General features: G+C 50.7%; 39 protein-coding genes. 16 read left to right on the top strand and 23 right to left on the bottom strand.

All coding sequences use genetic code 11. From position 1 onward, the window contains the following. Positions 1 to 10: 10 nt before the first annotated feature. The 20 genes from H2P46_RS15425 to H2P46_RS15330 form a co-directional block, all read right to left on the bottom strand. A complete protein-coding gene (locus tag H2P46_RS15425) occupies positions 11 to 1,498 on the bottom strand; it encodes a DUF3383 domain-containing protein (RefSeq protein WP_193405816.1) in 1,488 nt (495 codons plus the stop codon). Between the two features lie 13 nt (positions 1,499 to 1,511). Continuing rightward, positions 1,512 to 2,027 (bottom strand): phage gateway protein, encoded by a 516-nt coding sequence (locus tag H2P46_RS15420; RefSeq protein ID WP_193405815.1) that lies wholly within the window; start codon positions 2,025 to 2,027, stop codon positions 1,512 to 1,514. Continuing rightward, entirely contained in the window at positions 2,017 to 2,385 is a 369-nt protein-coding gene (locus H2P46_RS15415) for a phage collar protein (RefSeq protein ID WP_193403495.1), read from the bottom strand. Before H2P46_RS15415 ends, H2P46_RS15420 begins: the two co-directional genes overlap by 11 nt. Next, a complete protein-coding gene (locus H2P46_RS15410) occupies positions 2,385 to 2,843 on the bottom strand; it encodes a hypothetical protein (RefSeq protein WP_193405814.1) in 459 nt (152 codons plus the stop codon). The genes H2P46_RS15415 and H2P46_RS15410 overlap by 1 nt, the downstream gene beginning before the upstream one ends. Beyond that, the gene (locus H2P46_RS15405; protein WP_193405813.1) at positions 2,840 to 3,280 is read right to left on the bottom strand and encodes a DUF4054 domain-containing protein; all 441 of its coding nucleotides are present in this window, start codon (positions 3,278 to 3,280) and stop codon (positions 2,840 to 2,842) included. The genes H2P46_RS15410 and H2P46_RS15405 overlap by 4 nt, the downstream gene beginning before the upstream one ends. Further along, positions 3,277 to 3,621, bottom strand: coding sequence for a hypothetical protein (locus H2P46_RS15400; RefSeq protein WP_193405812.1), 345 nt, complete (start codon positions 3,619 to 3,621; stop codon positions 3,277 to 3,279). The genes H2P46_RS15405 and H2P46_RS15400 overlap by 4 nt, the downstream gene beginning before the upstream one ends. Before the next feature lie 42 nt (positions 3,622 to 3,663). Next, on the bottom strand, positions 3,664 to 4,731 hold the full coding sequence (locus tag H2P46_RS15395; RefSeq protein WP_193405811.1) for a major capsid family protein: 1,068 nt from the start codon (positions 4,729 to 4,731) through the stop codon (positions 3,664 to 3,666). A 1-nt stretch (position 4,732) separates the two neighbouring features. Beyond that, positions 4,733 to 5,230 carry a structural cement protein Gp24 gene (locus tag H2P46_RS15390; RefSeq protein ID WP_193405810.1) on the bottom strand — a complete coding sequence of 166 codons (498 nt, stop codon included), beginning with the start codon at positions 5,228 to 5,230 and terminating at the stop codon, positions 4,733 to 4,735. Further along, entirely contained in the window at positions 5,230 to 6,519 is a 1,290-nt protein-coding gene (locus H2P46_RS15385) for a DUF2213 domain-containing protein (protein ID WP_193405809.1), read from the bottom strand. Before H2P46_RS15385 ends, H2P46_RS15390 begins: the two co-directional genes overlap by 1 nt. Next, positions 6,516 to 7,229, bottom strand: coding sequence for a phage minor head protein (locus H2P46_RS15380; protein WP_193403928.1), 714 nt, complete (start codon positions 7,227 to 7,229; stop codon positions 6,516 to 6,518). The genes H2P46_RS15385 and H2P46_RS15380 overlap by 4 nt, the downstream gene beginning before the upstream one ends. Continuing rightward, on the bottom strand, positions 7,219 to 8,745 hold the full coding sequence (locus H2P46_RS15375; RefSeq protein ID WP_193403502.1) for a phage portal protein: 1,527 nt from the start codon (positions 8,743 to 8,745) through the stop codon (positions 7,219 to 7,221). Before H2P46_RS15375 ends, H2P46_RS15380 begins: the two co-directional genes overlap by 11 nt. Before the next feature lie 2 nt (positions 8,746 to 8,747). Then, on the bottom strand, positions 8,748 to 10,166 hold the full coding sequence (gene terL, locus H2P46_RS15370) for a phage terminase large subunit (RefSeq protein WP_193403503.1): 1,419 nt from the start codon (positions 10,164 to 10,166) through the stop codon (positions 8,748 to 8,750). Next, positions 10,132 to 10,704 carry a terminase small subunit gene (locus tag H2P46_RS15365; protein ID WP_193403929.1) on the bottom strand — a complete coding sequence of 191 codons (573 nt, stop codon included), beginning with the start codon at positions 10,702 to 10,704 and terminating at the stop codon, positions 10,132 to 10,134. The genes terL and H2P46_RS15365 overlap by 35 nt, the downstream gene beginning before the upstream one ends. Before the next feature lie 14 nt (positions 10,705 to 10,718). Further along, positions 10,719 to 11,201 carry a lysis protein gene (locus H2P46_RS15360; RefSeq protein WP_238938912.1) on the bottom strand — a complete coding sequence of 161 codons (483 nt, stop codon included), beginning with the start codon at positions 11,199 to 11,201 and terminating at the stop codon, positions 10,719 to 10,721. Continuing rightward, entirely contained in the window at positions 11,198 to 11,587 is a 390-nt protein-coding gene (locus tag H2P46_RS15355) for a M15 family metallopeptidase (RefSeq protein ID WP_193403504.1), read from the bottom strand. Before H2P46_RS15355 ends, H2P46_RS15360 begins: the two co-directional genes overlap by 4 nt. A gap of 4 nt (positions 11,588 to 11,591) precedes the next feature. Next, the gene (locus tag H2P46_RS15350; protein ID WP_193403931.1) at positions 11,592 to 11,867 is read right to left on the bottom strand and encodes a phage holin family protein; all 276 of its coding nucleotides are present in this window, start codon (positions 11,865 to 11,867) and stop codon (positions 11,592 to 11,594) included. Continuing rightward, entirely contained in the window at positions 11,857 to 12,246 is a 390-nt protein-coding gene (locus H2P46_RS15345; protein ID WP_160620754.1) for a putative holin, read from the bottom strand. Before H2P46_RS15345 ends, H2P46_RS15350 begins: the two co-directional genes overlap by 11 nt. Positions 12,247 to 12,343: 97 nt before the next feature. Continuing rightward, complete coding sequence (locus H2P46_RS15340; protein ID WP_202987307.1) at positions 12,344 to 12,622, bottom strand: DUF4406 domain-containing protein; 279 nt, start codon at positions 12,620 to 12,622, stop codon at positions 12,344 to 12,346. 479 nt (positions 12,623 to 13,101) lie between these two features. Next, complete coding sequence (locus H2P46_RS15335) at positions 13,102 to 13,524, bottom strand: antiterminator Q family protein (RefSeq protein WP_193405808.1); 423 nt, start codon at positions 13,522 to 13,524, stop codon at positions 13,102 to 13,104. Positions 13,525 to 13,560: 36 nt separating this feature from the next. Continuing rightward, positions 13,561 to 13,959, bottom strand: a complete 399-nt coding sequence (locus H2P46_RS15330) for a hypothetical protein (protein ID WP_193403506.1) — start codon at positions 13,957 to 13,959, stop codon at positions 13,561 to 13,563. Positions 13,960 to 14,080: 121 nt separating this feature from the next. On the opposite strand from H2P46_RS15330, the gene H2P46_RS15325 reads away from it, so the two are divergent. Next, the gene (locus H2P46_RS15325; RefSeq protein WP_193403507.1) at positions 14,081 to 14,347 is read left to right on the top strand and encodes a hypothetical protein; all 267 of its coding nucleotides are present in this window, start codon (positions 14,081 to 14,083) and stop codon (positions 14,345 to 14,347) included. On the opposite strand, the gene H2P46_RS15320 is transcribed toward H2P46_RS15325, so the two are convergent. Beyond that, positions 14,295 to 16,442: an AAA family ATPase gene (locus H2P46_RS15320; RefSeq protein WP_193405807.1), complete on the bottom strand. Its 2,148-nt coding sequence runs from the start codon at positions 16,440 to 16,442 to the stop codon at positions 14,295 to 14,297. The two genes, H2P46_RS15325 and H2P46_RS15320, sit on opposite strands and share 53 nt — an antisense overlap. A gap of 3 nt (positions 16,443 to 16,445) precedes the next feature. After that, positions 16,446 to 16,670: a helix-turn-helix domain-containing protein gene (locus H2P46_RS15315; protein ID WP_193405806.1), complete on the bottom strand. Its 225-nt coding sequence runs from the start codon at positions 16,668 to 16,670 to the stop codon at positions 16,446 to 16,448. Positions 16,671 to 16,780: 110 nt separating this feature from the next. Between H2P46_RS15315 and H2P46_RS15310 the strand changes: the two genes are divergently transcribed. Further along, on the top strand, positions 16,781 to 17,410 hold the full coding sequence (locus tag H2P46_RS15310; protein ID WP_193405805.1) for a LexA family protein: 630 nt from the start codon (positions 16,781 to 16,783) through the stop codon (positions 17,408 to 17,410). A gap of 377 nt (positions 17,411 to 17,787) precedes the next feature. Here the strand turns inward: H2P46_RS15310 and H2P46_RS15305 are convergent, their stop codons facing one another. Beyond that, positions 17,788 to 18,093: a hypothetical protein gene (locus tag H2P46_RS15305; RefSeq protein ID WP_193403511.1), complete on the bottom strand. Its 306-nt coding sequence runs from the start codon at positions 18,091 to 18,093 to the stop codon at positions 17,788 to 17,790. Between the two features lie 83 nt (positions 18,094 to 18,176). Between H2P46_RS15305 and H2P46_RS15300 the strand changes: the two genes are divergently transcribed. From H2P46_RS15300 to H2P46_RS15235, 14 genes are all read left to right on the top strand, one after another. Further along, positions 18,177 to 18,320 (top strand): hypothetical protein, encoded by a 144-nt coding sequence (locus H2P46_RS15300; protein WP_193403512.1) that lies wholly within the window; start codon positions 18,177 to 18,179, stop codon positions 18,318 to 18,320. An 8-nt stretch (positions 18,321 to 18,328) separates the two neighbouring features. After that, positions 18,329 to 19,171 (top strand): hypothetical protein, encoded by an 843-nt coding sequence (locus tag H2P46_RS15295; protein WP_193403513.1) that lies wholly within the window; start codon positions 18,329 to 18,331, stop codon positions 19,169 to 19,171. Positions 19,172 to 19,174: 3 nt separating this feature from the next. Next, complete coding sequence (locus H2P46_RS15290) at positions 19,175 to 20,476, top strand: DUF2800 domain-containing protein (protein WP_193403514.1); 1,302 nt, start codon at positions 19,175 to 19,177, stop codon at positions 20,474 to 20,476. Between the two features lie 17 nt (positions 20,477 to 20,493). Beyond that, positions 20,494 to 21,042 (top strand): DUF2815 family protein, encoded by a 549-nt coding sequence (locus H2P46_RS15285; protein ID WP_193403515.1) that lies wholly within the window; start codon positions 20,494 to 20,496, stop codon positions 21,040 to 21,042. A gap of 48 nt (positions 21,043 to 21,090) precedes the next feature. Beyond that, on the top strand, positions 21,091 to 21,465 hold the full coding sequence (locus tag H2P46_RS15280; protein WP_099705601.1) for a hypothetical protein: 375 nt from the start codon (positions 21,091 to 21,093) through the stop codon (positions 21,463 to 21,465). A 79-nt stretch (positions 21,466 to 21,544) separates the two neighbouring features. After that, entirely contained in the window at positions 21,545 to 22,318 is a 774-nt protein-coding gene (locus H2P46_RS15275) for a YfdQ family protein (protein WP_193403516.1), read from the top strand. Between the two features lie 56 nt (positions 22,319 to 22,374). Further along, positions 22,375 to 22,626: a hypothetical protein gene (locus H2P46_RS15270; protein ID WP_193403517.1), complete on the top strand. Its 252-nt coding sequence runs from the start codon at positions 22,375 to 22,377 to the stop codon at positions 22,624 to 22,626. Positions 22,627 to 22,681: 55 nt separating this feature from the next. Continuing rightward, positions 22,682 to 23,167 carry an NUMOD4 domain-containing protein gene (locus tag H2P46_RS15265; protein ID WP_193403518.1) on the top strand — a complete coding sequence of 162 codons (486 nt, stop codon included), beginning with the start codon at positions 22,682 to 22,684 and terminating at the stop codon, positions 23,165 to 23,167. Next, complete coding sequence (locus H2P46_RS15260; RefSeq protein WP_193405804.1) at positions 23,152 to 25,260, top strand: DNA polymerase family A protein; 2,109 nt, start codon at positions 23,152 to 23,154, stop codon at positions 25,258 to 25,260. Before H2P46_RS15265 ends, H2P46_RS15260 begins: the two co-directional genes overlap by 16 nt. Before the next feature lie 63 nt (positions 25,261 to 25,323). After that, the gene (locus H2P46_RS15255; protein ID WP_193405803.1) at positions 25,324 to 25,671 is read left to right on the top strand and encodes a hypothetical protein; all 348 of its coding nucleotides are present in this window, start codon (positions 25,324 to 25,326) and stop codon (positions 25,669 to 25,671) included. Positions 25,672 to 25,751: 80 nt separating this feature from the next. Then, a complete protein-coding gene (locus tag H2P46_RS15250) occupies positions 25,752 to 25,982 on the top strand; it encodes an ANR family transcriptional regulator (RefSeq protein WP_193405802.1) in 231 nt (76 codons plus the stop codon). Beyond that, positions 25,966 to 26,235: a PDDEXK family nuclease gene (locus tag H2P46_RS15245; RefSeq protein WP_193405801.1), complete on the top strand. Its 270-nt coding sequence runs from the start codon at positions 25,966 to 25,968 to the stop codon at positions 26,233 to 26,235. Before H2P46_RS15250 ends, H2P46_RS15245 begins: the two co-directional genes overlap by 17 nt. After that, the gene (locus H2P46_RS15240) at positions 26,232 to 26,384 is read left to right on the top strand and encodes an Arc family DNA-binding protein (protein WP_193405800.1); all 153 of its coding nucleotides are present in this window, start codon (positions 26,232 to 26,234) and stop codon (positions 26,382 to 26,384) included. The genes H2P46_RS15245 and H2P46_RS15240 overlap by 4 nt, the downstream gene beginning before the upstream one ends. Then, a complete protein-coding gene (locus H2P46_RS15235) occupies positions 26,381 to 26,518 on the top strand; it encodes an Arc family DNA-binding protein (RefSeq protein ID WP_193405799.1) in 138 nt (45 codons plus the stop codon). The genes H2P46_RS15240 and H2P46_RS15235 overlap by 4 nt, the downstream gene beginning before the upstream one ends. Positions 26,519 to 26,712: the final 194 nt, after the last annotated feature.

The raw sequence follows: 26,712 nt of genomic DNA, 5'->3' as shown, positions 1-26,712 counted from the left end.
CATTTAGTCCTTATACCAGGTTGTGCGAGCCTTCGACCTTACGTACCCAGTCGCCTTTACCGTAAATCAGTACGTATTTCATCACGTATTCCGGCAAGCCAGATGGCCCGGTACTTTCAACAATCTGCGCGTTGTACCAGTAGCCCTTGTCCTGAATATCGTGCCACGCTAAATCGTCACCAGACGCATCAGCCACCGCGAGTTTCTGTACATCCGAGAGCGTTTTGCCGGGGAGGATGGTGCCGTTATTCACTGCTTTGGTCACGGCTCCGGCGATAATCATCATTGCCCTGGCCTCACCATCGCGGTTTGCAGGTACGCCGCGCGTCGCCAGCAATAAAGAAAACCATTGCTGTGCAATGTAGGCTTTTAACCATTGCTCATTGGCATGAACGCTCATGTCCAGCGGTGCGGTACCCGGCCCGCACAGGAAACCACGCTGGTAAAACGCAATATGTGAACCCGCCACCGCCGTTTCGCCGTAATAGTTGACGCGCAACTTATCCAGCTTGTCGGCATCCAGATCGGCGGTTACCTGTGCCGGGGACGTCACGCCAAACTGACGAAACATATAGATGGGGGTGGGGTTTGTACGGTCATAGTCCGTTGCCGCCATAACCGCCATCGGTAACGCCTGAGCATAAAAATTATCCTCGGTTTTAAGATTCAGCGCCGTTGACGCTGTACCTATCAACGCCGCGCTAAAAGCCTCCGCATCTGTTGCGGAAATATTCAGATGTAGCTGGTATTTCACGTTCTCACCTGCCACATACTGAGCAAGGGCAACGACCTGTTCGAGCGTCAGTGGGTCGATAAAAGTCGCACTGCCGAATGAATCCGAGATTTTCTCTGCCGCCATAAAGGCTTCCAGCGGAGTTTGTGCGGTATTTCCGGGCAAGGCTTGTCCGCGAGATAAACCCATCGCATCCGCAAGAGTGGAAGACTCAACGTTAATGTTTGCTCGCTCCGGTACCCCACCACCGAGTTCAAACGTGCCGCTGATAGCGATAAAAGTCACTCTGGCAGAAGCGAAAGCGGGTTCAGATTCAGCATTTAGCTTTTGCTGTACGGTCGAGGCAACATCGGCGTAGGACTTGGCCTTAGAAAGATCGATTTCGGTGAGTTCTTTACGAATATTACCGATAGTTACCGTGAGTGTTCCGGTAGTGATCGCCTTCAACTCATCCAGACTGGCCGTATCACCTCCCGAAAGCGTCGGTGCCCGACCGGTTGGTACCCAGGGTGCTACCTGCAATTCTCTCGGTTTATTGACGGGGGCCGGGCTGGTATAGCTGAAATATTGCCGGGCAAAATTCGCTTCGGGAGAGCTGGCCCCCAGAAACTCATCAATCTGACCGCTGGCGAATTCCAGCACATCATCGGATGGAATTTTTGCGTTTTGAGAGAATATGCGGCCCGTCAGTTTGCGCATCGGTATAGCAGACGCGCCAATGACCGCACTCGCAATGCTGACATAGCGTGTTTGTTTGATTGGCATGGTTAAACCTTAATTAAATGCGGTGAATATCAGGATAAAGCGCTTTTACTGCTGTGGTGTTTGGGAACATTTCGCGGTGGAATGTGACGTTAAAATCAAACGAGGGGTTCTGTTCATAATCCCCCTGGTCATTGATAAAATAAGGCGTTCGAATACCAGAAGCACGTTGTACCCCCACACCCTGTTTTTTTAGCGCATCAATAAAAGGTAGTGAGTTCACTATCATTCGAACCGTGGCAGTCAGGTCGGTTGCTGTAAGTTCACTGGCATCGGAAACCAGCCCCTGAACCTGCAACGTTTTTTCTACCAACTGAGTTTCTTTGTGATTCGCATCAGTGCCAGCAACCTGATAGTTTCGCGCCTGCCATCCGTGGCCTGCCTCGTTGATGGGAAAGAACATAACAAAGCTATCCTCCCTACCCTGCTTCGTTGGCTGGAAGCCGGCAACAACAGGTATCGAAAGCCCTGCATTATTCATTTGCGCCAGCCACTGGTGCCGGATGGCAATGTAAACCTCGTTATCCGTCATAGCTTCCAGCCTCAATGCAAAGAACAGACTTCCAGCCGTCCTGCGCGTACCAGTCTGCATCACCAGTGACGTCATAGCGCTTGCCGTTGAACACCAGATAATCCGGTGCATCCCCCCGCTGGATGGCGTGAATATCGTGCGAAGTGTAGAGCCGCCGATAAACTTTGCCGGTCACCAGCCCCATTTCCTGTACATCCTGCGTATCCACCGCCTGCCAGCTACCCGTGACCGGTTCGGGCGAATGGTACTGCGCTACCCATTTGCCAAGGTCGTCTGTAGTGCGCGACTTAAACCGATACCAGAAAGCCGTCTGCTGTGGGATCACCCGTGCGGCCACATTGTAGAGATTGCCAAACATTATTTGTCCTCCACTGTATAAGTGACCGTCTGCAACATCTGTCCGGTATCTACCAGCGGTTTTGTTGAGGCTTTACCTTTGCTGTGTCTTCTGGCTCTGCCCCGGATGGTGGATGTATCCAGCGGAGGCGTTGTCAGGGTACGGATGGCATTCTTTACATCCCCCGCAGCTTTGGCTCCAATCTGATTCAACCCATCGTTAAGCGCAATACTGCCTGCAACAGAAGCATTAACGGCTTGCGAGATGAGATTTTTGTAACCAGCGGCATTCTCTGTCATTGCCGGACGCAGGAAAGGCCGGGGCGGGATGCCGCCAGCCGGATACCCAAGTTCCTGAATGGCCGCGACATAAGCAATCGGCGTACCGTCAGGGTATTTACTGTGCTCAAAAAATCCGATCTTCAACTGCTTTTTGTTCAGTTCATCGTAGACCGCTTTCAGCCCGGCAAAATTACTCATCGTTTCAGCCTCCCGCGCATCGGAAACCGGCCACCCACGCTACGAAAGGCCGCACGTTCTCCCATGCCACCGATATAGCGCGGTACACTACAGCGTTTAATCAACGCCAGATATTGCTGGCCGAATGGCGTCAGGTTGTACCAGTGTGACCAGTTTGAACTCGTCGGCGGGGCAGCAAATGATACGCTCACTTTATCGATCGTGGCGCTGGTCACCGCCCCTGAAGGGGATTCTCCTTTAGCCGCCATCTGACGCAGCATCAACATATGTGCAACCACCAGCATCCACAGTTCACTGGTGCAGATCCCCTGACATTCTGAGAAATAACAGGTTGCTGATTTTGCAATAATAAAAAGGTCATCAGCAGGCACATCGTTAAACTGCGGGTAAAGAACACGAAACGCTTCGAGGGGAAAGGTGCCAGCATCCATAATCATTTACCTTTTTTGTTGTTTTTCGGAACCTCTTTATTTTCGGCTTCAAGAGATTCAGGCGTATCTGGCGCTGACAGGTCGCTGGCTTCCATATTCGTCGCCACTTTTTCGGGATCGGCTTTTATTTCTTCAACCGCGATAAACCCATTTTTTTCATGTAGCTGAAAAACATGGTTCTTTCTAAGCAGGACGTACTGCTCGTCGGTAATATCGGTAACACGACCACGCGGGGTGTACATTTGCCTGGTCATGATATTGGCTTTTCCGGCAATAAATACCGTTCCACCCGCTTCCAGTGCGTAATTTTGATCACTGGAAAGCGTGGAATAAACGTAGATAGACATGGGGAATCCTTAAAGATTAAGCCCTCAAATTGAGGGCTGTTATCAGAGGCCGGTCAGGCGGGTGATCGCCCAGGGACGGGTGACAATGACACCAGCAGTGGCATTAGTGGCATCTTCCAGATAGCCCTTGATCTGATTCTCAGACCCCAGCAACTGGTATTTCACCGGCACAACCTGCAAAATTGTTGCACTGGTTGCGGTAGAACCATCATCCACGCTATCGGCAAACATATAGGCAATATTTGCCCCGCCATTCGCACCTTTGAATTCGGGTGAAAAGACCTGCCGCATATTGGGATAGTTGTTGTTGATCCACTCTTTGACGGTTTCACCTTTGGCGACCGGGTTCGCTTTACCTAACGCTGAACGGAACCCCAGCGGAAGCGTCAGCGTGATAGGCATATCGTCGCGGATGATGCCACCAGAGTTCGTTTCGAGACGTGAGAACATATCGGTAATGTCCTTCGTAATCTCGTCGAACGTGGCCGTCAGCCAGGGCTTGGTTGCAGTTTCATAAGCCGGGAGGTTCGGATCGTTTAACAACCCAAAAACACGGGTAGTCGGGCTGTTAAAACCCTGATAGCCGACTCGTTCACGCCCCTGCTCCAGTGACTCAGTAGCAGCAACGCGTTTTTCTGCTGCAGCCTCGAAACCCGCCGCCGACTGTCGAGCCTCCTCCAGCTTACCGACCTGGAAACCTTGCTCAAAACGCACAATGCCGCGACGTTCCTGATCCTGCGCATAGGAAGCCAGCGGGATATTGGTGTAGTCACCGTACAGTTCTGGTTTACCAACGGGCGTTGCCACGTTCAGTATGATCTCTTCATCGTGCCACTCACCCGCGTTCATTACCCCGGTAATTTCATCCAGAACACGAACACGGGTCGCCGTGCGGATAAGACCTGGTAAAACATGTTGCAGCATTTCACGATGAATAAGACCACCGCTTACCGCAGGGCCGGTTAACGCGGAGTCCATCGCCGCCAGACCACCAAAGCCAAGTTGCCCCAGCTCGTTGTATGTCCACTTCTGATCGGGCTTAATATTCAGCGGCCCGCGTCTGCGGATCTCGCGGCCCGACATATAAAATTTTTCTTTGCTCAGGGCCATATCAGGCATCTCCAGTTGGTGCAGGGGTTGGGTACGGGATCTCGGTCAGGCGAACAAGGCAGAGATGGGGGGGTTCAGCAGAACCAACGTGGCGTGACACAAAGCCAATCACTTTATCTCCGGCGTCCAGTGTGGCTTTAGCGGTCAGTTCACCGTCAGCGTTAAACACCACCGGCATGTTAATTGCGCCAGCAGATTCGCTAACTTCGACGTAAACCTCCCCCATAGTGAGAAACTCACCCTGTGTCCCGTTGCGGGCATATTCGGTCTCAATACGATACGCTTTCGGGTTAATCATGATCCCCGCAAACGCCCCATTACCGCCCGGCTGCACAGATTCAACACTGGCATCTTTGTAGGTATAGGCCAGACCAAACAGATTCTTTTTTTCGTCGGCTGAGTCCAGAACGGCACTGGTGGCGCGAAGTGGGCCAAAGTGGCTGACTTCACCGACTACGCCGGAGATCATGCCGTTTGCTACAGATTTCGGGATTGCCATTATTTATCGCCCCATTTATCTAAAATTGACTGGTTGCTGACGGCCTTATCCATCGCAACAGACGGCTTTTGGGAATCCGGTACTCGTCCCTGCATCCACGCATCAAGCGCGATAGCCTCAGTGCCTTTACCACACTGGATACCCAGCTTTTCAACGCCATATTCTGCGACCTGTTGCGCAGTCATGGGCGCATGATCGAACACACCAACGAATGGCGTTAACTTACGCGCCAGTTCATCGCGGGCACCGATTTGTTTCAGCAACGCACCGGTATCCATTGTCGGTTTGCTTTTCTCCAGTTTTGCCACCTTGCGTTTCAGCGCGGCGATGGTATCAACCGTGCCAATACTTCTGCGCAGGCGTTTAAGCCGACGACTGAGACTGTCAGTGGTAGCCTGGTCGAGATGCTCTTTCGCCTCCTCGATAGCCGATTCTGCCGACTCGATAGCCGTTTCAGCATTTTCGATAGCGCCAGGCTCCCCGGTTTCTGCTGCCTCCGATGCTGCCTCAGCCGCTTCTACCGCCGCCTCCGCGCCTTCTTCTGCCGCTGCTGCCCCTTCGGTTGCTGCTGCCGGATCAACGGGGTCAGCAGGGTCTGCGGGTGCAGTCGGATCGGGATCGTCCGTAGTTGGCTTACCCGCCGCCAGCGCTGCCACAACAATCTGTTTGATTTGCTCAACCTGTTCGGGGGTAAAACCACCGTCATCAGTTGTGGGCTTGTTTTTGTCATCATCTGGATTCATGCGAATGAGTTCCTTGGTATCTATGGTTATAACGTGATCCTGCACGGAGACATCGGGGCCAGTTCGCCCCTCGTCCACCAGCGCAAGGTGGTTTGCTCTGATATGCCGCTGAACAGCGTCATAGGGCTGGCCGTTGAAATTGCCAGGGGTGAAGTCATAGCGGCATCGATAGCCGGGAGATAAATCTATTTTTCCGCTGCTGATATTGCTCAGGGCGGAGTTAGATAGAATTTTGATGTTTCCCCGTAAGTAGGGGTAATCGAACCAGATATTTTCACCAATGACGCCCTGTATCCCTTTTTTCTCAGCAGGGGTGGCGTCTTTACCCAGCATTTCGTGCTCATCAATGAAGGGCATCAGCCGGAAAGAGTTAATCGTATCGATGCTACGTAGCTCCTCCTCCGGTCGATAGACACGATAGATACGGCTGGGGTCAGGAGCATTAATTTCAGCCCCCAGATAATCAAAAACCCCAACTTTTGAGATGGGGTTGTCTTTTACTTCCAGCCAGCCATTGAGGTCATACGTTCGTTTAGTTTCGTTCATGAGGTGTCACCAAAATCCACAACCGGCGTCCAGAAGCATTTGCAATTAGGCAACGTACCGGGTAGGCCACGCTGACCGGTTTTTTCATCAATAACAGGAGGGTTATCCAGATCGAACGTCTGGCCGTCTAACCTGAGATGCAGTTCTCTGGGTTCAGCGCTACCGGCTGAGTGATGCCAGACTGCTTTACGGATACCGGCTGATTTCATCCGCTCATAGTTAGATACCGTGGTGATTTTCCGGCTCTGATCCACAGCGATAAACTGCGCCCGTTTTTCTGTCACCGTGCCGGTTTGCCTGATTTCGTCGAGAAGGGTTTTGGCTCCCTCGCCTGGGTGGCTGACGGATCGCAGCGCAGCGCCTTCAATCCTGCGATGAATCTGTTCAGGAATGGTTTTAATCAGCGCGACGTTCTCTGCGGTGGCAGCGGTTAAACGCTCTTTCATCTCACCCGGCATATCTGGCGTCTTTATTGTCAGCCCCCCGGATAGCGTTTTTAGTGAATCGTCCAGGTTGCGTTGCGCGGCCAGATCGGTCTGGGAAACAAACTTATCCGCTATTTCTGCCGCTTTTTTGTTGAAAATACCGTCCCATTTACGTTTCAGGCGGTTCAGCCAGATACGGGTCTGGCTGGCAACGCTGGCATCCATACCAACCGGCGCAAAGTCGTCATTCAGTTGGGTAAAGGTTGCCTGATAGTCAGCTATCATCTGGCGCACCAGTTGCGACATAGCCTGGCTGTAGCGTGTTGCCGGGGCGGCTGGATAGGCCAGCGGTTTCCCCTTCATTACCGCCTGACGGGATGCCGCCCATCGCGCCCGATTCTCCCGGAATCTGATTTTCTTCTTCATCGGTCATGTCCAGCCCGTAGTAACTCGACTCTTTATCCGCCGCCAGCTTTTTACGAATGTCGTAGCCGTCAATGGCTCCGGCTGTAGCATATGCAGAGGCTGTTTGTGCCTGTTTCAGTTCAATATCGGCATATTCTGCTGCGGTCGGGCTATCCAGCGGTTTCCAGTTGATACTGACCTCAACAACGGGCAGGCCCGCGCTACGCAACAACATATCGAAATGGCGCTGTAACAGTTCTTCAAGGTCGTTCGACTGAATACTCTCCAGTTCCTCGCGATAGCTGGCTTCCTCGTACTCCCCCGTGGCGTTAAAGCCTTTCGGTGTAGTGCCAAGAAGTTTTGTGGCCGGAACATTCGCACCCGCCGCGACCAGTTGATATTGCGTCATAATGGTGGCATCGAGATCGGCCAGTGAGGTATCAAACTGCTGCACGGTATCCTGACTTCCGGTAACGTGAACGCCGTAGTTGTCACGCATTTCAATGAAATAGGACATATTCTCGCTGACGGTCGCTTTATCTGCGCTTTCCAGATCGCTGATACCCATCGTCAACAGACGCTTGGTCATCGCCAGTTCAGGGGCTTCGTTAGCTGTACGTTCTGAGGCATAAACGCGCTCGTAGATGCGCTCAGGCACGGATACGCCAAAATAGTTGTAGGTCGGCTTGAGAACATTCGGTACCGGGAAGGGCACGAATTTAACAAAATGCGATTTATGGTACCGGCGACCGGCGATCACGTAATACGTGGGTTCGTAAAAATCCAGCCCTGCCGGATCTTGCAGATTGGCCTCCGTCAGTTCAGGCGTCACCCACTGCGGGTCGATCTGCTTGATACCCTTGTAACTTCCTCTGACCACACCATCGATGTTAAAGGGGTTTTCATACCACTCTTTGGGGTTTGAAGTCTCAACGACAAACAGCGCCAGACGACCACCATATACGCGACCAAAATGGATCAACTCTTTCATCGCCTGATTGATGCGGTATTTTTTGCTGCGTTTTATGAGCAATTTAGCGACATCTTTATCGTCGCAGTCCAGGTCATAGCCCTGCCGGATAGCATCACGCGCGGGCATATTACACGCCTTATCCACCAGCCAGTGTTTGGCTATCACCGCGCACATATTGTTGCCGATAAAGCCCTGGCTGGCGTACCACATAGCCTGTGCTTCGGGAACACCGTAAACATTCCCACCTTTAAATGCAGGCACGGAACCATCGATGGAGTCCATCGCCACACCGCTAATAACAGGTTGCGGTAAGTCCAGACCGTTAAATCCCTCCGAACGCGCCAGTGCGGGGTAAAGCTGAGTGGTGAACGCCGACCGTTTAACCGGCGCGACCTGATTTTTACGCCTCTTAAACGGCCACATAGTTACCTCTTCGTTGTAAAGAAACTGCCTTTTTTGGTGTATAGCTTGCGTAGCGCCTGGGTCATGGCATCAACCGTATCGTCGTGAGCACCAAACGGGAATGTGGTAATTTCCTCGACGGTTTCAGTTATCCAGGGGGCCGTACTCGGGTGTGGCAGGAGTACGTTGCCTGATTCCCACTCAGCCGTTACCGCATGAGCACGGGCGACTTTGCTACCATCCGGCTCGACAGGGATCAGGCCGGATACCGTGGACTTCAACGAATCGATAACAGCAGGCCCGTTAGCTTTGTCCTCAACGTATTTTCGACGACCTTCCGGGAACATATCAGACTGACGTTTAACCGCTTTTAACGTCTGTGTGAAGCTCATGCGGGCGCGTGTCTGATACAACAGGTAGGCGTTGGCGTCTTTTTTGCCCCATACCTGGCCGACAACATAGTCCGTTCCTTCGCTGTCTTTAAAGGTCATATCCCAACTGTGGATAACGGTATCGAATTTGGCTGGCAGATCTTTAGGTAAGTAATATCTGACCCAACCTTCCTGGAATATCTGTCCGTCACCCGGTTTGGGCGATTGCTGGTACATTGCCGACCAGAAATAGTCGCCCAAAATAGCTTTCGTCTCTAACAGCTTATCGAGCGGGTGTAATTCAGGAACCAGCGCTTCGCCCTGCGCATTAATAGCGGGAAAGGCTAACACCTTAGCTTTCTGCGTTTTCTCTATTACCTGGCCGGATAAATCATCGGTAGCCCAGCGGGTTGCCATAATGATTTCACCGCTATTTTTCGACAAACGGGTTTTAAAAGTCGAAACATACCAGTTCCAGATAGATTTTTTAGTGGTAGGGCTAAGTGCTTCCTTAGAGTTCTTTATTGGATCATCAATAATACCAAGGTCGACTTTTTTACCCGTTAAAGGCCCACCGACACCCGCACAAACATAGCTACCCTTGTAGTTAGCTATCCCAAATCCATCAGAATTACGTTTAACTGCTACACCGTCTTTGGCTTTATTACCAGACCAGCTTTCAGGAAATAATAACCGATATTCATCTGATGCCATGATACGTTGCACATCGGCATTCATATCCCCGGCTAAATCCGATGAATATGATAAAGCACCGATACGCTTATCAGGATATTTACCAAAGAAGTACGCCGGAAGATAGCGAGAAACAATATCAGACTTTCCATGTTGCGGCGGCGCACCCAGTATCAAAACGGGACGCTTACCTTCCATCATCTCCAGCAGAAATTGATCCACTGCTTCACAAACTGTTTTAGAAAACGGGCTGGTAATATATTCTGGGTTAATGTACTGAATAAATTCATGCAGACCTCTGCGAGCATGACGGCGCTTTAACAGTTCTTTGGCAGCATCTTCTTTACTGATTACCGATGATTGCTGCAAGTTGTTCATCTGTTAACTCCGATGCGGTATGGGTATGCTGAATAGGCCCACCGTTTGCACCTGTCAGTTCGTTGCTAATCTGATCACGAAATGCCTGCACACTCACATGCTTACCAAGCAACTCAAGGTTTTTCACCTTATCAGGCCACTTTATTTTTTTGAGGATACCAACCATTTCACGCTCATCCCCCCTGCCCTCAAACATTTCAGCCAGGTCGAAACCGCTTAAATATCGACGCCAGACCAAAGGCCAGTCACTTACCGGCTTAATGGTCATATCTTCATTGAGAATATCCAGTGTATCCATCTGATCAATTTCAACCAGACGTAGCAAAACGTAGTTGGCATCAACGCCTAATTGCTCTATACGTTCCTGTTTCAGTTGGTTGATACGCTGAACAACTTCAGGTTCAAGTAACAGGCGAGGCCCCGCGCTATAGGCTGTTTTTTTGCTATATCCCGCCCGGATCGCTGCCGGGCCAGCTTTTAGGTCAACAATAAATTCCCGGCAAAAAAGCTCTTTCTTAGCGTTGAGTCTTTTTGCCATAAAATAAATTTCCTCTACTCTTTCGGTGCAAGACATACATTACGAATATAATCCTGCAACCCTGCTATTTGACTTCGTGCTGTTTCGATTCGCTTTCTGAGGGTGAAATAATCCCGTTGAGCGGTGTCTGTAAGTCCGGCGCGGGTTCCATCATCCAGGCCGCTGGTGGTGGTGTGACTGGACACGGATTTGCAACTGGCGTTGACACGCAGCCGCTGAGTACCAGCGTTAACGCTACGCTCAAGCTGATTGATAGTAGCCTTAGCATCTGTTAGCTCTCTTGTGTATTTAGCATCAATATCCGCCACAACGCGCTGTCTGGCCTGCATATCAATGATGGCTTTTTGTCTGGTTTCAGCCAGTTGAGCAAACTCGCGCTGCTTGTCGAGGGCGTGGTGGTAGTTTTCGCGGTAGTGGAACGCTAACCGGCCCGCAACGACGATCCCAACGACCAGTATTCCGACAGCCATCGTTCGCCAACTGAATGAAATATTCATGCGGGATAATCCCGGTGTGGTAATTGGAAATGGGGGCCGTCTTTAAGCGTTTTCCAGTCTCCGCCCCACTCAACAGGAATATTAAGTTCCGCTGCTGCTGCTTTAAATGCGGAAGCGATCTGTTCGTAGTATTTCCACTCCCAACTAACCTGACTACCGAGATATGCCACTACGTCAACCGCATGGCCCGTAATATGACGGCTATTCATAGTCTGGCTTTTCCCTTGCGCTAATAATTGTTTCTGACGCTCTCGGCTGCGCAAGCCCTCCGTAATACCAAAATCAACAGTGGTTAATGTCAGCGCAAGCCGTACTATTTTCACCAGATCGGCGTTTACTCCCACCAGATTATTTTCACTACGTTTACTAAATTTATAATCAGGCATGGGATCACCTTAATGGTTTAGCAAAACGCATAACGTTTCCGCGAGCAGCAAGAACAGCGGCACAAAATGCCAGATTGATAAAAGTCTCTGACCAGTCCGCACAACCGTACTCACCTGTCAAAATACGGACAGGTACCGATGCGGAGGCAATAATAAGGAAATAGGCACACCAGGCAGCAAGGGGACGGTGTGTCCCCCCAGCCCTGCGAAAGGTCATCAACCTCAACGCAATCACAGCGCAAGCCAGTGCATTAACAATGAGGAAAATTTCATTGACCATCACCGCCACCCCCTCGCAGTTTTTTAAACCACTGCCCCGGATTCTCTGACTGCTTGCTGATATACATGAACACGCGTACAGCAATAGCCGAAGCAACTACAGCCCCCAGAGGGCGCTCCGCATGAATAACTTCTGGTGTCACATAGTTGATAACATCTGTCACAAACCCCGCCGTCTGCCCCCCGATAAGGAACGAGGCAAGAAACGACAGCAGGCGTTGCCAGATAGACAAATCAGACGCCGACAAGACATAAATGACTGCACCAGAAAAGGCTCCGATGATCACCCCCGTATCTCCACCAGCGAATAAACTTGCGATAGTGATACCGCCGATCATATAGGTTGCCGCACTGGTACCTGTGGTTAGCGGTTCCGGCATTGTTCTTTCTCCTTTGTTCGCCGCAGGGCAGAACGCCGGGCGCTAGACATGAAAAAGGCCACGCTTCAGCGCAGCCCTGAAATAATTGCGGGAAACACTACCCCCGCTTTAAACATTGTTCCGGCATTAGCTCCTGAAACAGCACTTCGATCCCCAGCTTTTCAGCCAGAGCGTATTCAGCGCGTGCGCCAGCACTAGAACGCCAGCCATCAAGCAGATAAATCGCATCTGCGCGTTGCAGCATCGCGAGGGAAATCGCCATGTAATCAGCCTCACTAAGCCCATCGGGTAATACAGCAGGATTCAGTGGGGTATCGCCAGATGCGGCAATTTCCGCTGCCGCTGCGAAGAAAGCTGGCCGGTTAAACTCAGGCAATACCCACCATAGCGCGGACGGTAACCCATTTATCAGATGGCAGAAAGTGATACACGGCGGCGGCGGTTTCTGTCATATCCTGCTGATTTAACATGTCTTATTCCTGAATTAATTGCGTTGGCACACAAATAACTCTGACCAGAGAGCACAGCAAGCGGTAAGTCGCATTCAGGCGGAAAAAATCAGCAAAACGGGGGCTATTTAACATAATGGTTCTTAACCGCACCGGCAAAAATGCACTCGTTTAAAATGTCACCCTAACGCCGCAAAAGTACATGTTTTCCTGGCGTTATTTGACTAAAAACGGCAGCAACATTTTTATAACAAAACGCCACTATTAGCGTTCAACCAAATCAGCATGTGAACGGCTCATTTTTGACAGTTTTATGTTTTCAGTAGCCCAGAAACACGAAAGCCCCGCATCCGAAGAAGCGAGGCTTTGAAATTGAGGTCGTAAAATTAAATTGTAATTCTAGATGCTAGAAGATTAGCACAGGTTTTTGGTGACCAGCAAGCTTTTCCGGTAGAGCAACTTCCAGATCCATATCAAGCCGGATCGACATCGCTACAAAACACCCCGCTAAAAACTCCTCAGAGGCCCGTAGCGACCTTCTGACCGCATTCCTGTCTAACGACATCGACTGGGCAATAAAACTCGTAGAATGACCGCCTATGAATTTTTGGCCCATTATCAAAATATCCTCCCGGTCGCGTACCGTGCTCATATGCGCGACGCAGGTATCAATTGCCAGTCCGTCCTCGTCAGAGCAGCCAGGCTTACCAACTTCTGGTTTGCGTCCGGGTGTTACCGACATCGCAGGCCAGTCCACCAGAGAGCAGTATTCTTCACTCGCAGCCCACCGGCCCCAGCGTTCTAAAACTTCTTGCATATTTCTGCGCATAGCTTTTGACCTCAACATTTCTCAACAAATCTGGTGTTATTCGCTGTCAGGTGTCCAGGTTATATAAAACTGGCTTGGTGCAACGTTTACGGGGCAACCCACCAGCATATCGGGAATTTGTATCTCCGCATTCTCTGGGATTTCAGCAAGTTCCACTACCCGTCCATTAGTAAGTTCTAAGCCGCCGCCTTCTTCCTCAAAAACCAAAGGACGTGTATCCGTGACAAAGGTCTGATAGTTGCTTTCCAGCACTGTGGCCCACGCAACCACTTTCCGAAAACAAAGGCATTTTGACGCATCACCGGTATCTACAGTCGATACCTCCCAATATTTACCGGATGGTTCTGTCACTATTGAACGAATTGCTGCTGCTGATCTCCCGTAGCCTTGTGCTACTTCCAACTTTTCCATTTCGCTAATTTTTACAGTTTCCATTTTGTAACTCCTGTGTGGGTTAAATAAATTTCAGGCATTGCATATGAATATTCGGTGAATGAAAAACGCAACGGCTCGGGCGCAACAACCCCCTCCCCCCTAAAGGGGGGAGAGGGGTATTGTGTTGCGCCGCTACGCTTGCCGTCATGTTGCGCTTGTTGCTCTTAAAAAATCCTTTGAAATCAGTGGAGCAACAATTTTTGTTGCGCTGTTGCGCTTTGTGTTGCGCCTGTATGCCAAAATCTTGGTTGCACTGATTATTTATGCGCATATTTTGCATAAGATTTGCATTCGTACTTTTATGCAAATTCGTAGTTTTTTGCGAATTGGTAAGATTAAACAAGTTTATCCCCTCCAGCTGGCACGCTCTCGCCAAGAGAATCTTTAATAACGCCATCATGCTCTACAATGTAATCCTTCTCTTTCATGCGTCCTAAAACAGTACGGAACTGGCCCGCGCTCTTATCTGTCTCATCTTTCCACATCTCGCGAAGTACCGAACGGTTAATAGTACCGCCAGAGGCTTCAAGTTTTTCCCACACCCACGATTCATCGCTGCTGCCTTTGATATCTGCATCGGTTTTAGCCATCAGCGGTTCAATCTCAGCCAGAGGAACATCTTCGAAAACGCGTTCGGTTGTCAGCCTTACGGGGTCATACACATCCCCCTCGGTACTGGTGTACTCATCATCGTACATCTCATACCCGGCGATAACTTCATCAGGCAACTGGACGGTTGGAACCAGATAGCCCCGGACGGGCTGCGCCGGGCCGGTACGCTGCTTCTCATTTATAAGGTTCACCGCGTCGTCAATGCGCTCAACGCGAATAACCGCATCGGCGTTAGCAAAAGCAGCAGAAGAGCCACGCATTCCTTTGCTGCTGTCCTTACCGCTATGATGTACTGGGATCACCGCTGCGCCAGTCTCATTAACGATCCGCGTCGCACCCGCCATAAACTTTGCCACGTCGCTGGCGCTATTTTCGTCGCCCTGCATCATTGACTGTGACAAAGTATCAACAGCAACAATTCTTACAAGCTCACCAGTAACTTGCTCAATCCGCCTGATTTCTTTGATGATGGCACTGACCCTTGCCGGAACAGAGAGATCAACCGCCAGCGGCAACGTGTAGAAAAGTTCAACCGGTTTACCGCCGTTATATTTATCCGCCCAGGCACCAACACGCGGCATAACTGAACTGCCACCTTCAGCAGCAACATACAAAACCGCACCGCCTTTGATATTTCGCCCGGCCCAGCGATGCGTTTTCATCGCTACCCGACAAAGAATCGATATGATGCAATACGATTTAAAAGAGGAAGAAGGGCCGTAAAACATGGCAACGCCAACGGGTACCAGCCCTTCAACGATAAACTTTCCCGGCTTACCGTATCCACCTGAGTGAGGAAATGATCGGGGTTGTTCGGGTTCTTCTGGCGGGAGTTCGTCAAAATCCTCAACGCTGGCGACAGAGGACTGGCGCATACGTTCAGCCGCAGGATTTTTCCATCCGGCTTGCTGCGCACGGGTAAAGATAGCCTGGAAACCAGTGCGATCTGCCGTCAACTTACCTTCATCCCAGCGGCGTTCAGCCTCCGCAATATCCGCAGCGCTCCCACCACCAGCAGCAGACCATTCCAGCCACAGATCTCTGGCCTGTCCTTCAAATTCGGTATCCATAAACCATGCGAGGCGACACCCCATTGACGCCCAGGCGTTATGCCTGCCACATTCAGGTTGTGCGTCAGCCAGCACAGTGGGATGCCACATCGCAGAACGCAAATCGTCAAAGGTCTGCTGGGTTACGTGATTCAGATCGACGAGACGCGACAAATCATCACTAGCGTGATCAGATACAGACGGAGATGGCACATCGCCAGCCCTTGCCAGCAGCATATCAACGTCAATTACCTTGCCTGAAAAATCAATAAAAACGGCGCTTTCATGGGGGGCATACACCATGTGATCAAGGTTATATACCGATCTGTCCCATTTAACCGGGCCATCGCCAATCAGGCTGTAGCAGTCCATCAACTCCCGCTCAATCGCTTCACACAGGCGTTTATAATCGATTGTTGCTACGGTGCGGGAGAGCGCGAAGCACAGACGCCAGCGTTGTTCTCCGTTTACAGTTGGGTGCTCATGGCTGGCGGTGGAATAGGCAAATCCAAGATATACCGACGCGGAATCGCGTAACGCGGGCCAGTCGGCTTCTGAACAACCATCCATATCCAGCCATATTACATCGCGGTCACCCGCATTAACGGCGCTACGCCCGTTCGACGTGTCGCGCATCGCCCCCCAAAGGTAAGACAGGCGCTTTTTTTTACGGGACAAGATGTCCTTTGAATCATCGTGAGTGACGCCAATATTTTTCCGCAAGCGTTCAACTTTCGTCCGATAGTCGGCAAAGTCTTTCGCCAGCGCGGGGGCCGGTCGGCTGTCTGTAGCTCCCTGCCCCACTGAGTAGTGTATAGGCATGGGTTAAGCCTTTTGTTGCTCTGGGTTTTCACCTTTCAATAGCCAATCAGGCTCACATTGAAGAACTTTTGCCAACTCAAGAATAAAACTAGTGCGGGTAGCCCTTCCAGATTCAAGGTACTGAATAGATTGCTGACGCATCCCGACACTTTCAGCTAATGATGTCTGGGTAATGCCTAATGTCTTGCGGCGCTCCTTAATACGGGAAGCAAGTGTAGAACGAGTCATAGGGTAAGCCTTTAGGTTATTACAGGTTTACTTGTAATTAACCCACAGGCAATCTGGTTTGTCAAATACAGATGTATCTGTAATCATCAACACCAGAAAAGGAGTCAACCATGAATCTTGCCAATCGAACCAAAAAGCGCAGAACAGAACTAAACTTAACTCAAGTCGAAGTCGCCAAACGGGCTGGGATAAGCCAGCAATCGATTGAAGCTATAGAGAATGGGAAAACGCTCAAACCCCGCAATCTTCTTGCTTTGGCAGCGGCCCTTGAATGTGATCCCAAGTGGCTATTACTTGGCGGTGATGTTGTCACGGGCTACAACTATGGAGCACGCAGAGTGCCGATTCTAAGCTATGTGCAGGCAGGGGCTTTCACCAATGCCGAGCCAATACTGGATGCAGGTGAATTCGAATATGTGCTTACCACCGCAGAGTTGTCAGAACGTTCGTTCGCACTACGTATTCGAGGTGACTCAATGGAACCCGAATTTCGAGAAGGGGATATTGTGATCATCGACGCTGATGTCTATCCGTCCCCTGGTGAGTTCGTAGCAGCATCCAACGGTAGCCATGAGGCCACGTTTAAAAAGTACCGCCCGGTAGGTATTGGAGCTAAAGGAGAAGAAGCCTTCGAGCTTGTACCTCTCAATAGCGATTACCCCATCTGCCGATCATGGGAAAAACCAGTAACTATCATTGGCACTATGGTGGAACATCGCATATTCCGAAGAAAACGCTAGTTTAAAATACACCTATCCATCTCAAGAGGGCTTTTGCCCTCTTTTTTATTGCCGTAAAAACAAATAATTGGGTTAAACATGCAAATAAATACCAAAACAACTGTTGACGCACTTACAGGTTTACTTGTATTTTTGACCGCAAGTCGAACGGCGCGACTTTAAACCATGCGTCGGAACCGCTCTTTAACAATCTGGAAACTGACGCTGCATACCGGACAAACATTGCGCAGTGCGATCGCTCCCTGCGACATCAAGGAAGGTGCTACAGGCGAGGCAAGACATACGCCAGCATAGCGATCAAAGCGGAGGGCATAACGGTACGTAGAGTCAGTTAAAAGCATTTTTCAAGCGCCATCGCGGCGCTTCATAAAGTGCTTTTATTTCTTTTTGCCCTGCCCAAACGCCCCACCAGATAAAGGTTGGGATGCGTAATAGTGCTGCTTTCTATGCGTCATCACATCGGTAGCACTGTTGTTTTTTATCCCAATGCTAGCGCTGATCGCGGAATTTCGTTCTTCCATCATAGATTTGCTAGCGGAATCTATAGCGGCATTTCTAATTAAATCTTCTTGCTCTCTGGTAATGCCCTTGTGGTGATTGAGATGACGCACAAGCCTTCCGATTCTGAATTTATTTTTACAGATGGGGCAGACAGCATATTTTTCCCAAGAACTCGTATCCATTTCTTAACCCTTACCACTAATGGTGTGAACGAAGATAAATCAGACACCATCCGGTTTCCAGCACGTCAGGAGGATTCAACCAGATGCAACAGCCTGAAAAAGTTAAAAACGCCCCGTTAGGCACTGCCCCCGTAAATAACACCGTTCGCCGCCTGCGCTGGTTGCGTAAGCGCGATGAACTGGAACGAAACCCCAACGCCCACTTCCCGATCACCCTTTATATCTGAGGTACCCCATGAGCCTTGAATTAGTCATTAAAGAAAATACCGAGGTAATGCGCCAGCTAATTGCCGCAATGCAGAGCGGCAAAACCTTTGCGCCTGACGCACCGCCGCAACCGAAAACAGACAGCGCCAAAAAAGAGGAACGAAAGGGGCCTTTCTGGTGGAAAAGCCTGGACGGACTAAAAACCGGCGTGGCGGATGATACTACCGCGCTGAAAGCGATAATCGACGCCAACGCTGGTATTGAGATCACCAAAGTCGAATACCTGCAATTGCAGGAGAAGCCCGAAAAAGAAGCACCTGATATTGAATCACTTGATATCCGCATTATCACAGCGCTGGCCAATCTGTTCGGCGCGAAAGCTAAGAACCTCACGACTGAACAGGTAGATAAAGCACGGGCGTATGAGAATGGCAACAAACGCGATCAGTTCACTGACGCACTGAGCCTGGCGCTGATCGATTGCAAAGCGGTGAAAAACACCACACGTGCGGTACTACTCGATCTCTGTATCGTCATGCTGGCGCACTGGAGTGCGATGGAAACCATCGACGAACGTCAGGCGTTTGCCGAATTGTACATCAAAACACCGTACAACAAACGCGCTGGCCTGATACCTCAGAAAGCTGAACCGGAGGCAACACCAGAACCGGAAACTACCGAGCCTGAGCAGGACACCGCAGCACTTTTTGAACAGGCCAGGACTCTGGTCATGAAGCTGACAACAGGCGGCTATCGTAATGAAGCGGTGGAAATCCTGAACAAATTCGGCGCTCAGAAGCTGGGTCAGGTTCCCCAGGAAAATCTGGCAGACGTTGTGATGCTGGCAGAACAGGCGCTGGCGGAGGGGTAAGCAATGCCGGAACAACATGCGAAATTATCCCCCTCAGCAGCACACCGCTGGCTCAACTGTACGGCGGCACTGGCCGTAGAACAGTTTGAGACTGACGAAACAACGAGTTATGCCGAAGAGGGCACAGCAGCCCATACTCTGGCGGAGATTGTTCTTCGTAACCGACAGAAACACCCACCAGAATATGCAGGCTGTGACGTTGGCACCTATCTCGGAACCTATCCGCTGGCGCATCCATCAAAACCGAATCCGGGGCCGCAGGTCAGTCAGGAAATGGTTGATAAGGTGGGTGAGTATGTTGAAGCGGTCTGGACGCTGGCGCAGCAACCCAGCGCGATACTCATGGTGGAGCAGAAGTGTGACTTCTCTCACATAGTCGGTATACCCGATCAGTTTGGTACCTCTGATGCGGTAATCATCATCGGCGACGAATTGCAGATCCACGACCTCAAATATGGCTATGAGAAAGTGGATGCGTTCGAAAACCCCCAGCTAATGATTTATGCGCTGGGAGCACTGGAACAGGTCAGTCTGATCGCCGACATCAATCGTGTACGAATGTTTATCCACCAGCCGCGCATCAACCACGTCAGCGAGTACGAATGCAGCGTACAAAATCTGGAAGAGTTCGGGCAGAACGTGAAAGCCATCGCTGCCGATGTGCTGCAACTGGCAGACCACGCAGGGGATAACGGCCCCGATGTTATTCCGGCAACGGCATTCCACCCCGGAGAGAAAACCTGCCGTTGGTGCAAGCGGCGAGGTAAATGCCAGGCGCAGGCGGAATATGTGTCGGCTGCGCTGATGAATGATTTCAGCGAAATATCCGACCCGCCGCCTCTGGAAGACGCATTGACCACCGCCCGTCAGAAGCTGGCTGAATCGGATGGGAAATGGCTGGGTGAAACGCTACCACTGATTGACCATATCGAAAGCTGGTGTAAAAGCGTCCGCTCTGCGGCATTTAACATGCTGCAAAATGGCCACTCCGTTTCCGGCTATAAACTGGTTCAGGGTAAACAAGGTAACCGTTTGTGGAGTAGTGAAGAAGAGGCAATTTCCCTGCTTAAAGACCAGTTCCGGTATAAAAAGGAAGAAGTTTATACCTTCAAAGTTATCAGCCCGGCGCAGGCTGAAAAACTCATTAAAAAGGCCAACCCGCGCCGCTGGGCGAAGGTAGAAGCCATTATTACCCGCCCTGATGGAAAACCAACAATAGCACCAGAGTCCGATCCCAAACCAGCTTTAAACATCAATCCTGCAAACGACTTTGACGATGTTGAAGCCGCTGAATCCCTCATTTGAATTAAAGGTAAATATCTATGAAAGTAAAACTGAATAACGTGCGACTGGCATTTCCGGCATTATTTGAACCTAAAACTGTTAACGGTGAAGGTGAGCCACGTTTTAGCGCCGCATTTATTTTCCCACCAGACCATCCCTGCGTGAAAGAAATTGAAGCGGCTATCGCTCAGGTAGCTAAAGAAAAATGGGGGCCGAAAGCCGACAGCGTTCTTAAATCCTTACGCACCGGCCTGAAAGTCTGCCTGCACGATGGCGATGAAAAAGCCGAATACGAGGGCTACCCCGGTAATAAATTTGTCTCTGCCAGTAATAAAGCACGGCCACTGGTTATCGACCGCGATCGTTCCGCGCTGACCGCCGCCGATGGCAAGCCGTATGCCGGTTGCTATGTTAACGCCACCATCGATATCTGGGCGATGGATAACAACTTTGGCAAACGTATTAACGCTTCGCTCGGCGGTGTCCAGTTCTGTCGCGATGGTGATGCATTCGCTGGCGGCGGCGTGGCAACCGAAGACGATTTCGACGATGTGAGCGAAGGCGCTGACGCCGAATCGCTGATCTAACCCATCCAGCCCCGCCGCCAGCGGGGTTCAACCTTCAAAGGTGAGCACATGATGAATACCACCCCATTTAACCAACAACTGGTTTACCTGAACAAAGGCACCCTGAATGAAGAACTGACCGAAGTTCTGGCCGAGGTAGTGAAAGCGGTACGCGAAACCGGTAAAGCGGGTTCCCTGACACTGACACTCAAAGTGGCAATGTTCAGTAAAGCCAACGAAGACGTAGTGAAAATCTCCCCGGTTGTCGCCAGCAAAGTACCAGAGGGCGAACGCGCCGAAACCATTATGTATTCGACAGCGGATGGCGATCTGCTGCGTGACGACCCCAGCACAGTACGCACCGAACTGAAACAGGTTGATGCCGGACAACAGGAACGGCGCACCCTGCCAGAACAGGAAACCAGCCTGCGTAAAGTTATCTGACCCTTTTAGCCAGTACCAGGGGAAACCACTCACCCGGCCAACGCGCCGGGTTATTTTTATCCAAAACAGGAACAAAGAAATGACCGAAGCTCAAACTATTCAGGACATTGTAAAAAGCCAGCAGGTTTTTGATATCCACGGTAACCCAGCGGTTGCCCTACCAGAAGGTTACGAACTGGCCGATCTTGAGCACTTTCTTCCAGCGCCGCGCCGCATCCGCCAGAACGTAAAACTCTTGTCCGCTGATAGTTTCATCCAGTACTGCGCAAAGTTTGCAACCGATGCCTCGGTGATCCTGGCCGATGCCAACCAGACAAAGTTAACCGCCCAGCTAGACTACCACGCCGATCCTGCCACACCAGACTGGTGTAGCCACTCCGCTGTTTATCAGTGCGTGAAGTCCAAACCCTGGAAGATTTGGGAAGAACATGATGAAACCGCTATGGGGCAGGAGGCTTTCGCTGAATTTCTGGAAGACCGCGCTGGCGACATTGTTACCCCAACCGGTGCGGAACTGCTGGAAATCGCGACTAAATTCCAGGTGATCCGCAAAGCAGTATTTGGTTCCGCTATCCGCCTCGCCACCGGGGAGTTTCAATTCAACTACAGCGATGAAAACGACAAAGGCACCATTGAGGTACCGGAAGTTATCACGCTGGGCCTGGCACCTTTCCATAACGGTGAATCATATGAGGTGCAGGCTCGTCTGCGTTACCGCCTGCGCGAAGGTAAGCTGGCCTTTACCTTCAAGCTCATCAACCCGGAGCGCGTGATCGAAGATGCCTTTAACTCTGTCGTTGAGAGTGTTAAAGCCGGTGTGACCGAAGCAACCGTCTACGACGCGCAAGCCTAAACGACAACACCCCACCCGGCGAAATGCCGGGTGTTTTGCAAAGAGAGGAATTAACAATGTTGCCCGAATGGAAGTATACCAAGGGTAGCCCACGGCATTTTATAAAAGCGCCAGAATGGGTAACAGTTAGAACTCGAATATTTAAGGATGGGAAAGTGATAGGGGATGCGTGGCTGGAAAAGCATGAGATTGGCTCTCGTGCTCTTTCAGTCGGCCATCGAAAAAGAGGTGAGTTCACTGTCGAAAACCTTCCTTATAACCCGTACATAGAAGAAATTATCGCAGTCCGCGAAAAGCACTATCCCTGACACCCGTAAATATACCGACCATCCAACTCCGAAATAATCCATACGGAGATTAACCATGTCTGAAATATGGAAATCTATTCCCGGCTATGAAGATCGATATGAAATCAGCGATCAGGGTAACGTTCGAAGCCGGGTATTTATGCAGAGATATTTACTTCGAAACGGTTTAGAAGCATTCCGCCAAACTAAACCGCGCATTATTTCACAGCAGGTGACAAACAGTGGCTACGCACTCGTTCATCTGCATCTGAACGGCCATCGCCAGGCCAAAACGGTACACACTCTTGTCGCCAGCGCTTTTATTAGCGGTAAGGGCGCAACAGTAAATCACATCAACGGCAACAAACTTGATAATCGCGCCACCAATCTGGAGTGGGCCACTTACAGCGAGAACCATCTCCATGCCGTTGCTACTGGACTAAACCAACAGGCCGTGCGCGTTCAGAACCCCGATACTGGCGAGATATTCCCCTCAATCACCCAGGCGGCAAAGGCCAGCCGATGCAATCACAGGAAAGTAGCCAAATGGGAACGAGTGTAGAACCTCTTTTTTGCGACCTTGAAACGTACAGCCCAACGCCAATTAATTGTGGTACCCACCGCTATGCTGAGAGTGCCGAAGTAATGTTGTTCGCATGGGCTATCGGCAATCAGCCTGTTCAGGTTTGGGATTGTACAACTAAAGCCCCCATGCCTGAAAAGCTAAAGTCCGCACTTGATGATCCACAGGTGCTGACCGTCTGGCACAATGGCGGCATGTTCGACACAGTGATACTTCAACGCGCTATGGGGATCACTATTCCGCTAGATCGTGTTCACGATACGCTGATACAGGCGCTGGCGCATGGACTCCCCGGTTCGCTTGGTACATTGTGTGGAATACTGAATGTCCCGGTAGATCAGGCAAAAGATAAAGCTGGTAAACAGCTAATTCAGCTATTTTGCAAACCCCGTCCGAAAAACAGCAAGATTCACCGTGCCACCAGCCAGACCCACCCCGTCGAATGGCAACGATTCGTTGAATATGCCAAGTCTGATATTGAAGCGATGCGGGTAATCTGGAAGCAAATGCCACGATGGAATCTCAACGCCTTTGAAACCCGACTCTGGCATCTCGACCAGCGTATTAACCGGCGCGGAATCTGCATGGATGTTGAATTAGCTAACGCAGCGATTGTAGCTATCGACGCAGAACAATCACGGTTGGCGGGACTGACACATACTATGACAGATGGCGATGTTCAGGCAGCGACACAGCGTGATGCCATGCTCCGCCACATCTCCGCTGCATTTAATATCCAGTTACCCGATATGCAGGCCAGCACGTTACAACGGCGAATTGACGATCCCGAAACGCCACCAGCTTTGCGAGAATTACTAACAGTACGTCTGCAATCCTGCACCACCAGCACCAGTAAGTATAAGGCGTTGCTTAAAAGTATCAGCAGCGACGGACGCTTGCGGGGGACAAAACAATTCTGCGGTGCCTCCCGCACGGGTCGCTGGGCAGGGCGAATATTTCAGCCCGATAACCTCCCCAGACCTACGCTAAAACAGGACGACATTGATTTTGGTATTGAAGCACTGAAAGCCGGGTGCGCCGATCTGCTTTACGATGATGTGATGCAGTTGACCAGTTCAGCCTTGCGCGGCTGCATCATGGCCCCTGCGGGTAAAAAACTGGTGGTATCTGACCTTAGCAACATCGAGGGACGCGTACTGGCGTGGCTGGCCGGGGAGAAGTGGAAGCTACAGGCATTTCGAGATTATGACACCATCATCGGCACCGATGAAAAAGGTGAAGCAATCCGCGCTGGCCATGACCTGTACAAACTGGCCTATGCAAAATCTTTCGGCGTCCACCCGGATGAAGTGGACAAAGATCAGCGTCAGGTCGGCAAAGTGCAGGAACTGGCGCTGGGCTATGAAGGGGGCGTTGGCGCATTTCTGACATTCTCTCTGGCGTACAACATCGACCTCGAAGAAATGGCCTCTGCCGCTATCGACAACATTCCGCGTCACATACTGGATGAAGCCGTTCGTGCATATGAATGGGCGGTAAAACAGAAGCGAACCTACGGGCTGTCAAAACGCGCTTATGTTGTTTGCGACTCCTTTAAACGGCTCTGGCGCGAAGCACACTCGGCAACGTTCAGCTTCTGGAAGGAGATCGACCAGGCCACCCGCCGCGCCATTGCTACACCCGGCATAACAATTTCCTGCCGAAAACTAAAACTTCGCCGCGACGGAAGCTGGCTTCGTATCCAGCTTCCCTCTGGCCGGGCGGTCTGTTATCCCGGCGCACGTATCGACGACAGCGGCAAAATCAGCTACATGGGCATCAACACTTACAGCCGGAAATGGCAACGCCTGCAAACCTACGGCGGCAAACTGGCAGAAAACGTTACCCAGGCTACCGCCCGTGATGTGATGGCAGCGAATATGCCCGGTGTGGAGGACAACGGTTACGACATCATACTGACGGTGCATGACGAAGTGCTGACCGAAGCCCCCAACACCGCCGATTACTCCCACGAACACCTGAGCACCCTGCTCGCAACTAACCCCGCATGGGCTTTAGATCTTCCGCTATCTGCTGGCGGGTTCGAGGCATACAGGTACAAAAAAGATTGACACCAGAAAATGGATTGTAAATTTTAGCCGTAGTTAAACTAACCGACATTGAAGAGGTGATACATGAATATCGACAACACGAAGGGAGTTAAATATCAGCATGTTCCTGATGCGCGTTTAAGCCCCGCACAACAAGAGAATGCTGTCATTATCAAAGAAATTGTGTCAATCAAAAACCAACCGCTGGAAACCATAAAAGTCGCGCAGATGGCAGCAAAAGTGAACAGAAATCTGGGGCCTTCTGCTATTACCACCCGTTTACTAATGGATTGTTTACGTAACCCCCAAGATTATCAAGGTAATCAGGAAAGTTCCTCAAAAATAATGCAGGGGGGTATAACATCATCCGGTGAGACACGCCTAAAAGAAATGGGGATAGAAATAATTAAATCAGGAAACGAGTTTATTTAAGCTTTACAACATCTTCTAAAAAAAAATCCTACTGAAGTGAACGCTCTTTTTTAAAGAGCTTTTTTCCCGGAATAACCCTTATGTCTTTTAGAAATTATGACAGCCCCTTGTATTACCGGGCTGCGCGTGAGGCTGCGCAAATCGAGCGCGAGGGCGATTACCGCCGCGCTGCAAAGGTATGGACAAAAGCCAGCCGCTTATCACGCAACGGAATCAATCAGCAGTGGAGCGAAAATCGCTCCGACTTTTGCCTGATGCAGATCGGGCGGGAACAACTGAAAGAGGCTGTTACCGATGGCCTACATCCGTGAATCCACCATCGAAAAGCACCTGGTAGCGGAAGTGAAAAAGGCTGGCGGCATCGCCTACAAGTTTGTATCCCCCGGACGCCGTGCAGTGCCAGATCGGCTGGTACTGCTACCCGGTGGTCGGGCGGTATTCATTGAGTGCAAAGCCCCCGGCGAGAAACCAAGGCCCGAACAGTTGCGCGAACATGAGCGACTTCAGGCGCTGGGTTTTAGCGTAGTGGTGCTGGATAGCAAAAATCTGGAGGGAATATTGTGAGTAAACGCGAAGATCCACAACTGCGGGTACGCATCCCACAAGAATTAAAGGATGCGCTGGAGAAAATAGCTTCTGATAACGACAGAACACTGACCGCCGAGATCACAAGGCGGCTACGTGAAAGCCTTGAACAGGAGAACAAATTATGAAAGGTGCGCGTGAGATGGCACAATTTAAACTGCGTATACCCGACGATCTGCTTAAAGAACTCAAACAGGCAGCGAAAGACAACATGAGATCCGTCAACGCTGAAATCCTTATCAGATTGGGTTACAAGCCTTAACTTACGAAATTTTTCAAACTCCATTTGACATTGCCGTTTAACCTGTCGTAGCCTAACCGCACTAGAAATCTACGCGGTCACCCGCACCCGACAGCTTTGCGGCTTTTTTATGCCTGCAATTTGGCGTAAACATCCGAACAAAGACCGGGTGGAGAGGCGTTAATACAATACCCGCAAGGGGAATATGCCCGGAG

The sequence above is a fragment of the Mixta mediterraneensis genome (genome assembly GCF_014946725.1).
Classification (GTDB): domain Bacteria; phylum Pseudomonadota; class Gammaproteobacteria; order Enterobacterales; family Enterobacteriaceae; genus Pantoea; species Pantoea mediterraneensis.
The sequence above is the reverse complement of the archived record's forward strand: the minus strand, read 5'-3'. Positions and strand labels throughout refer to the sequence as shown.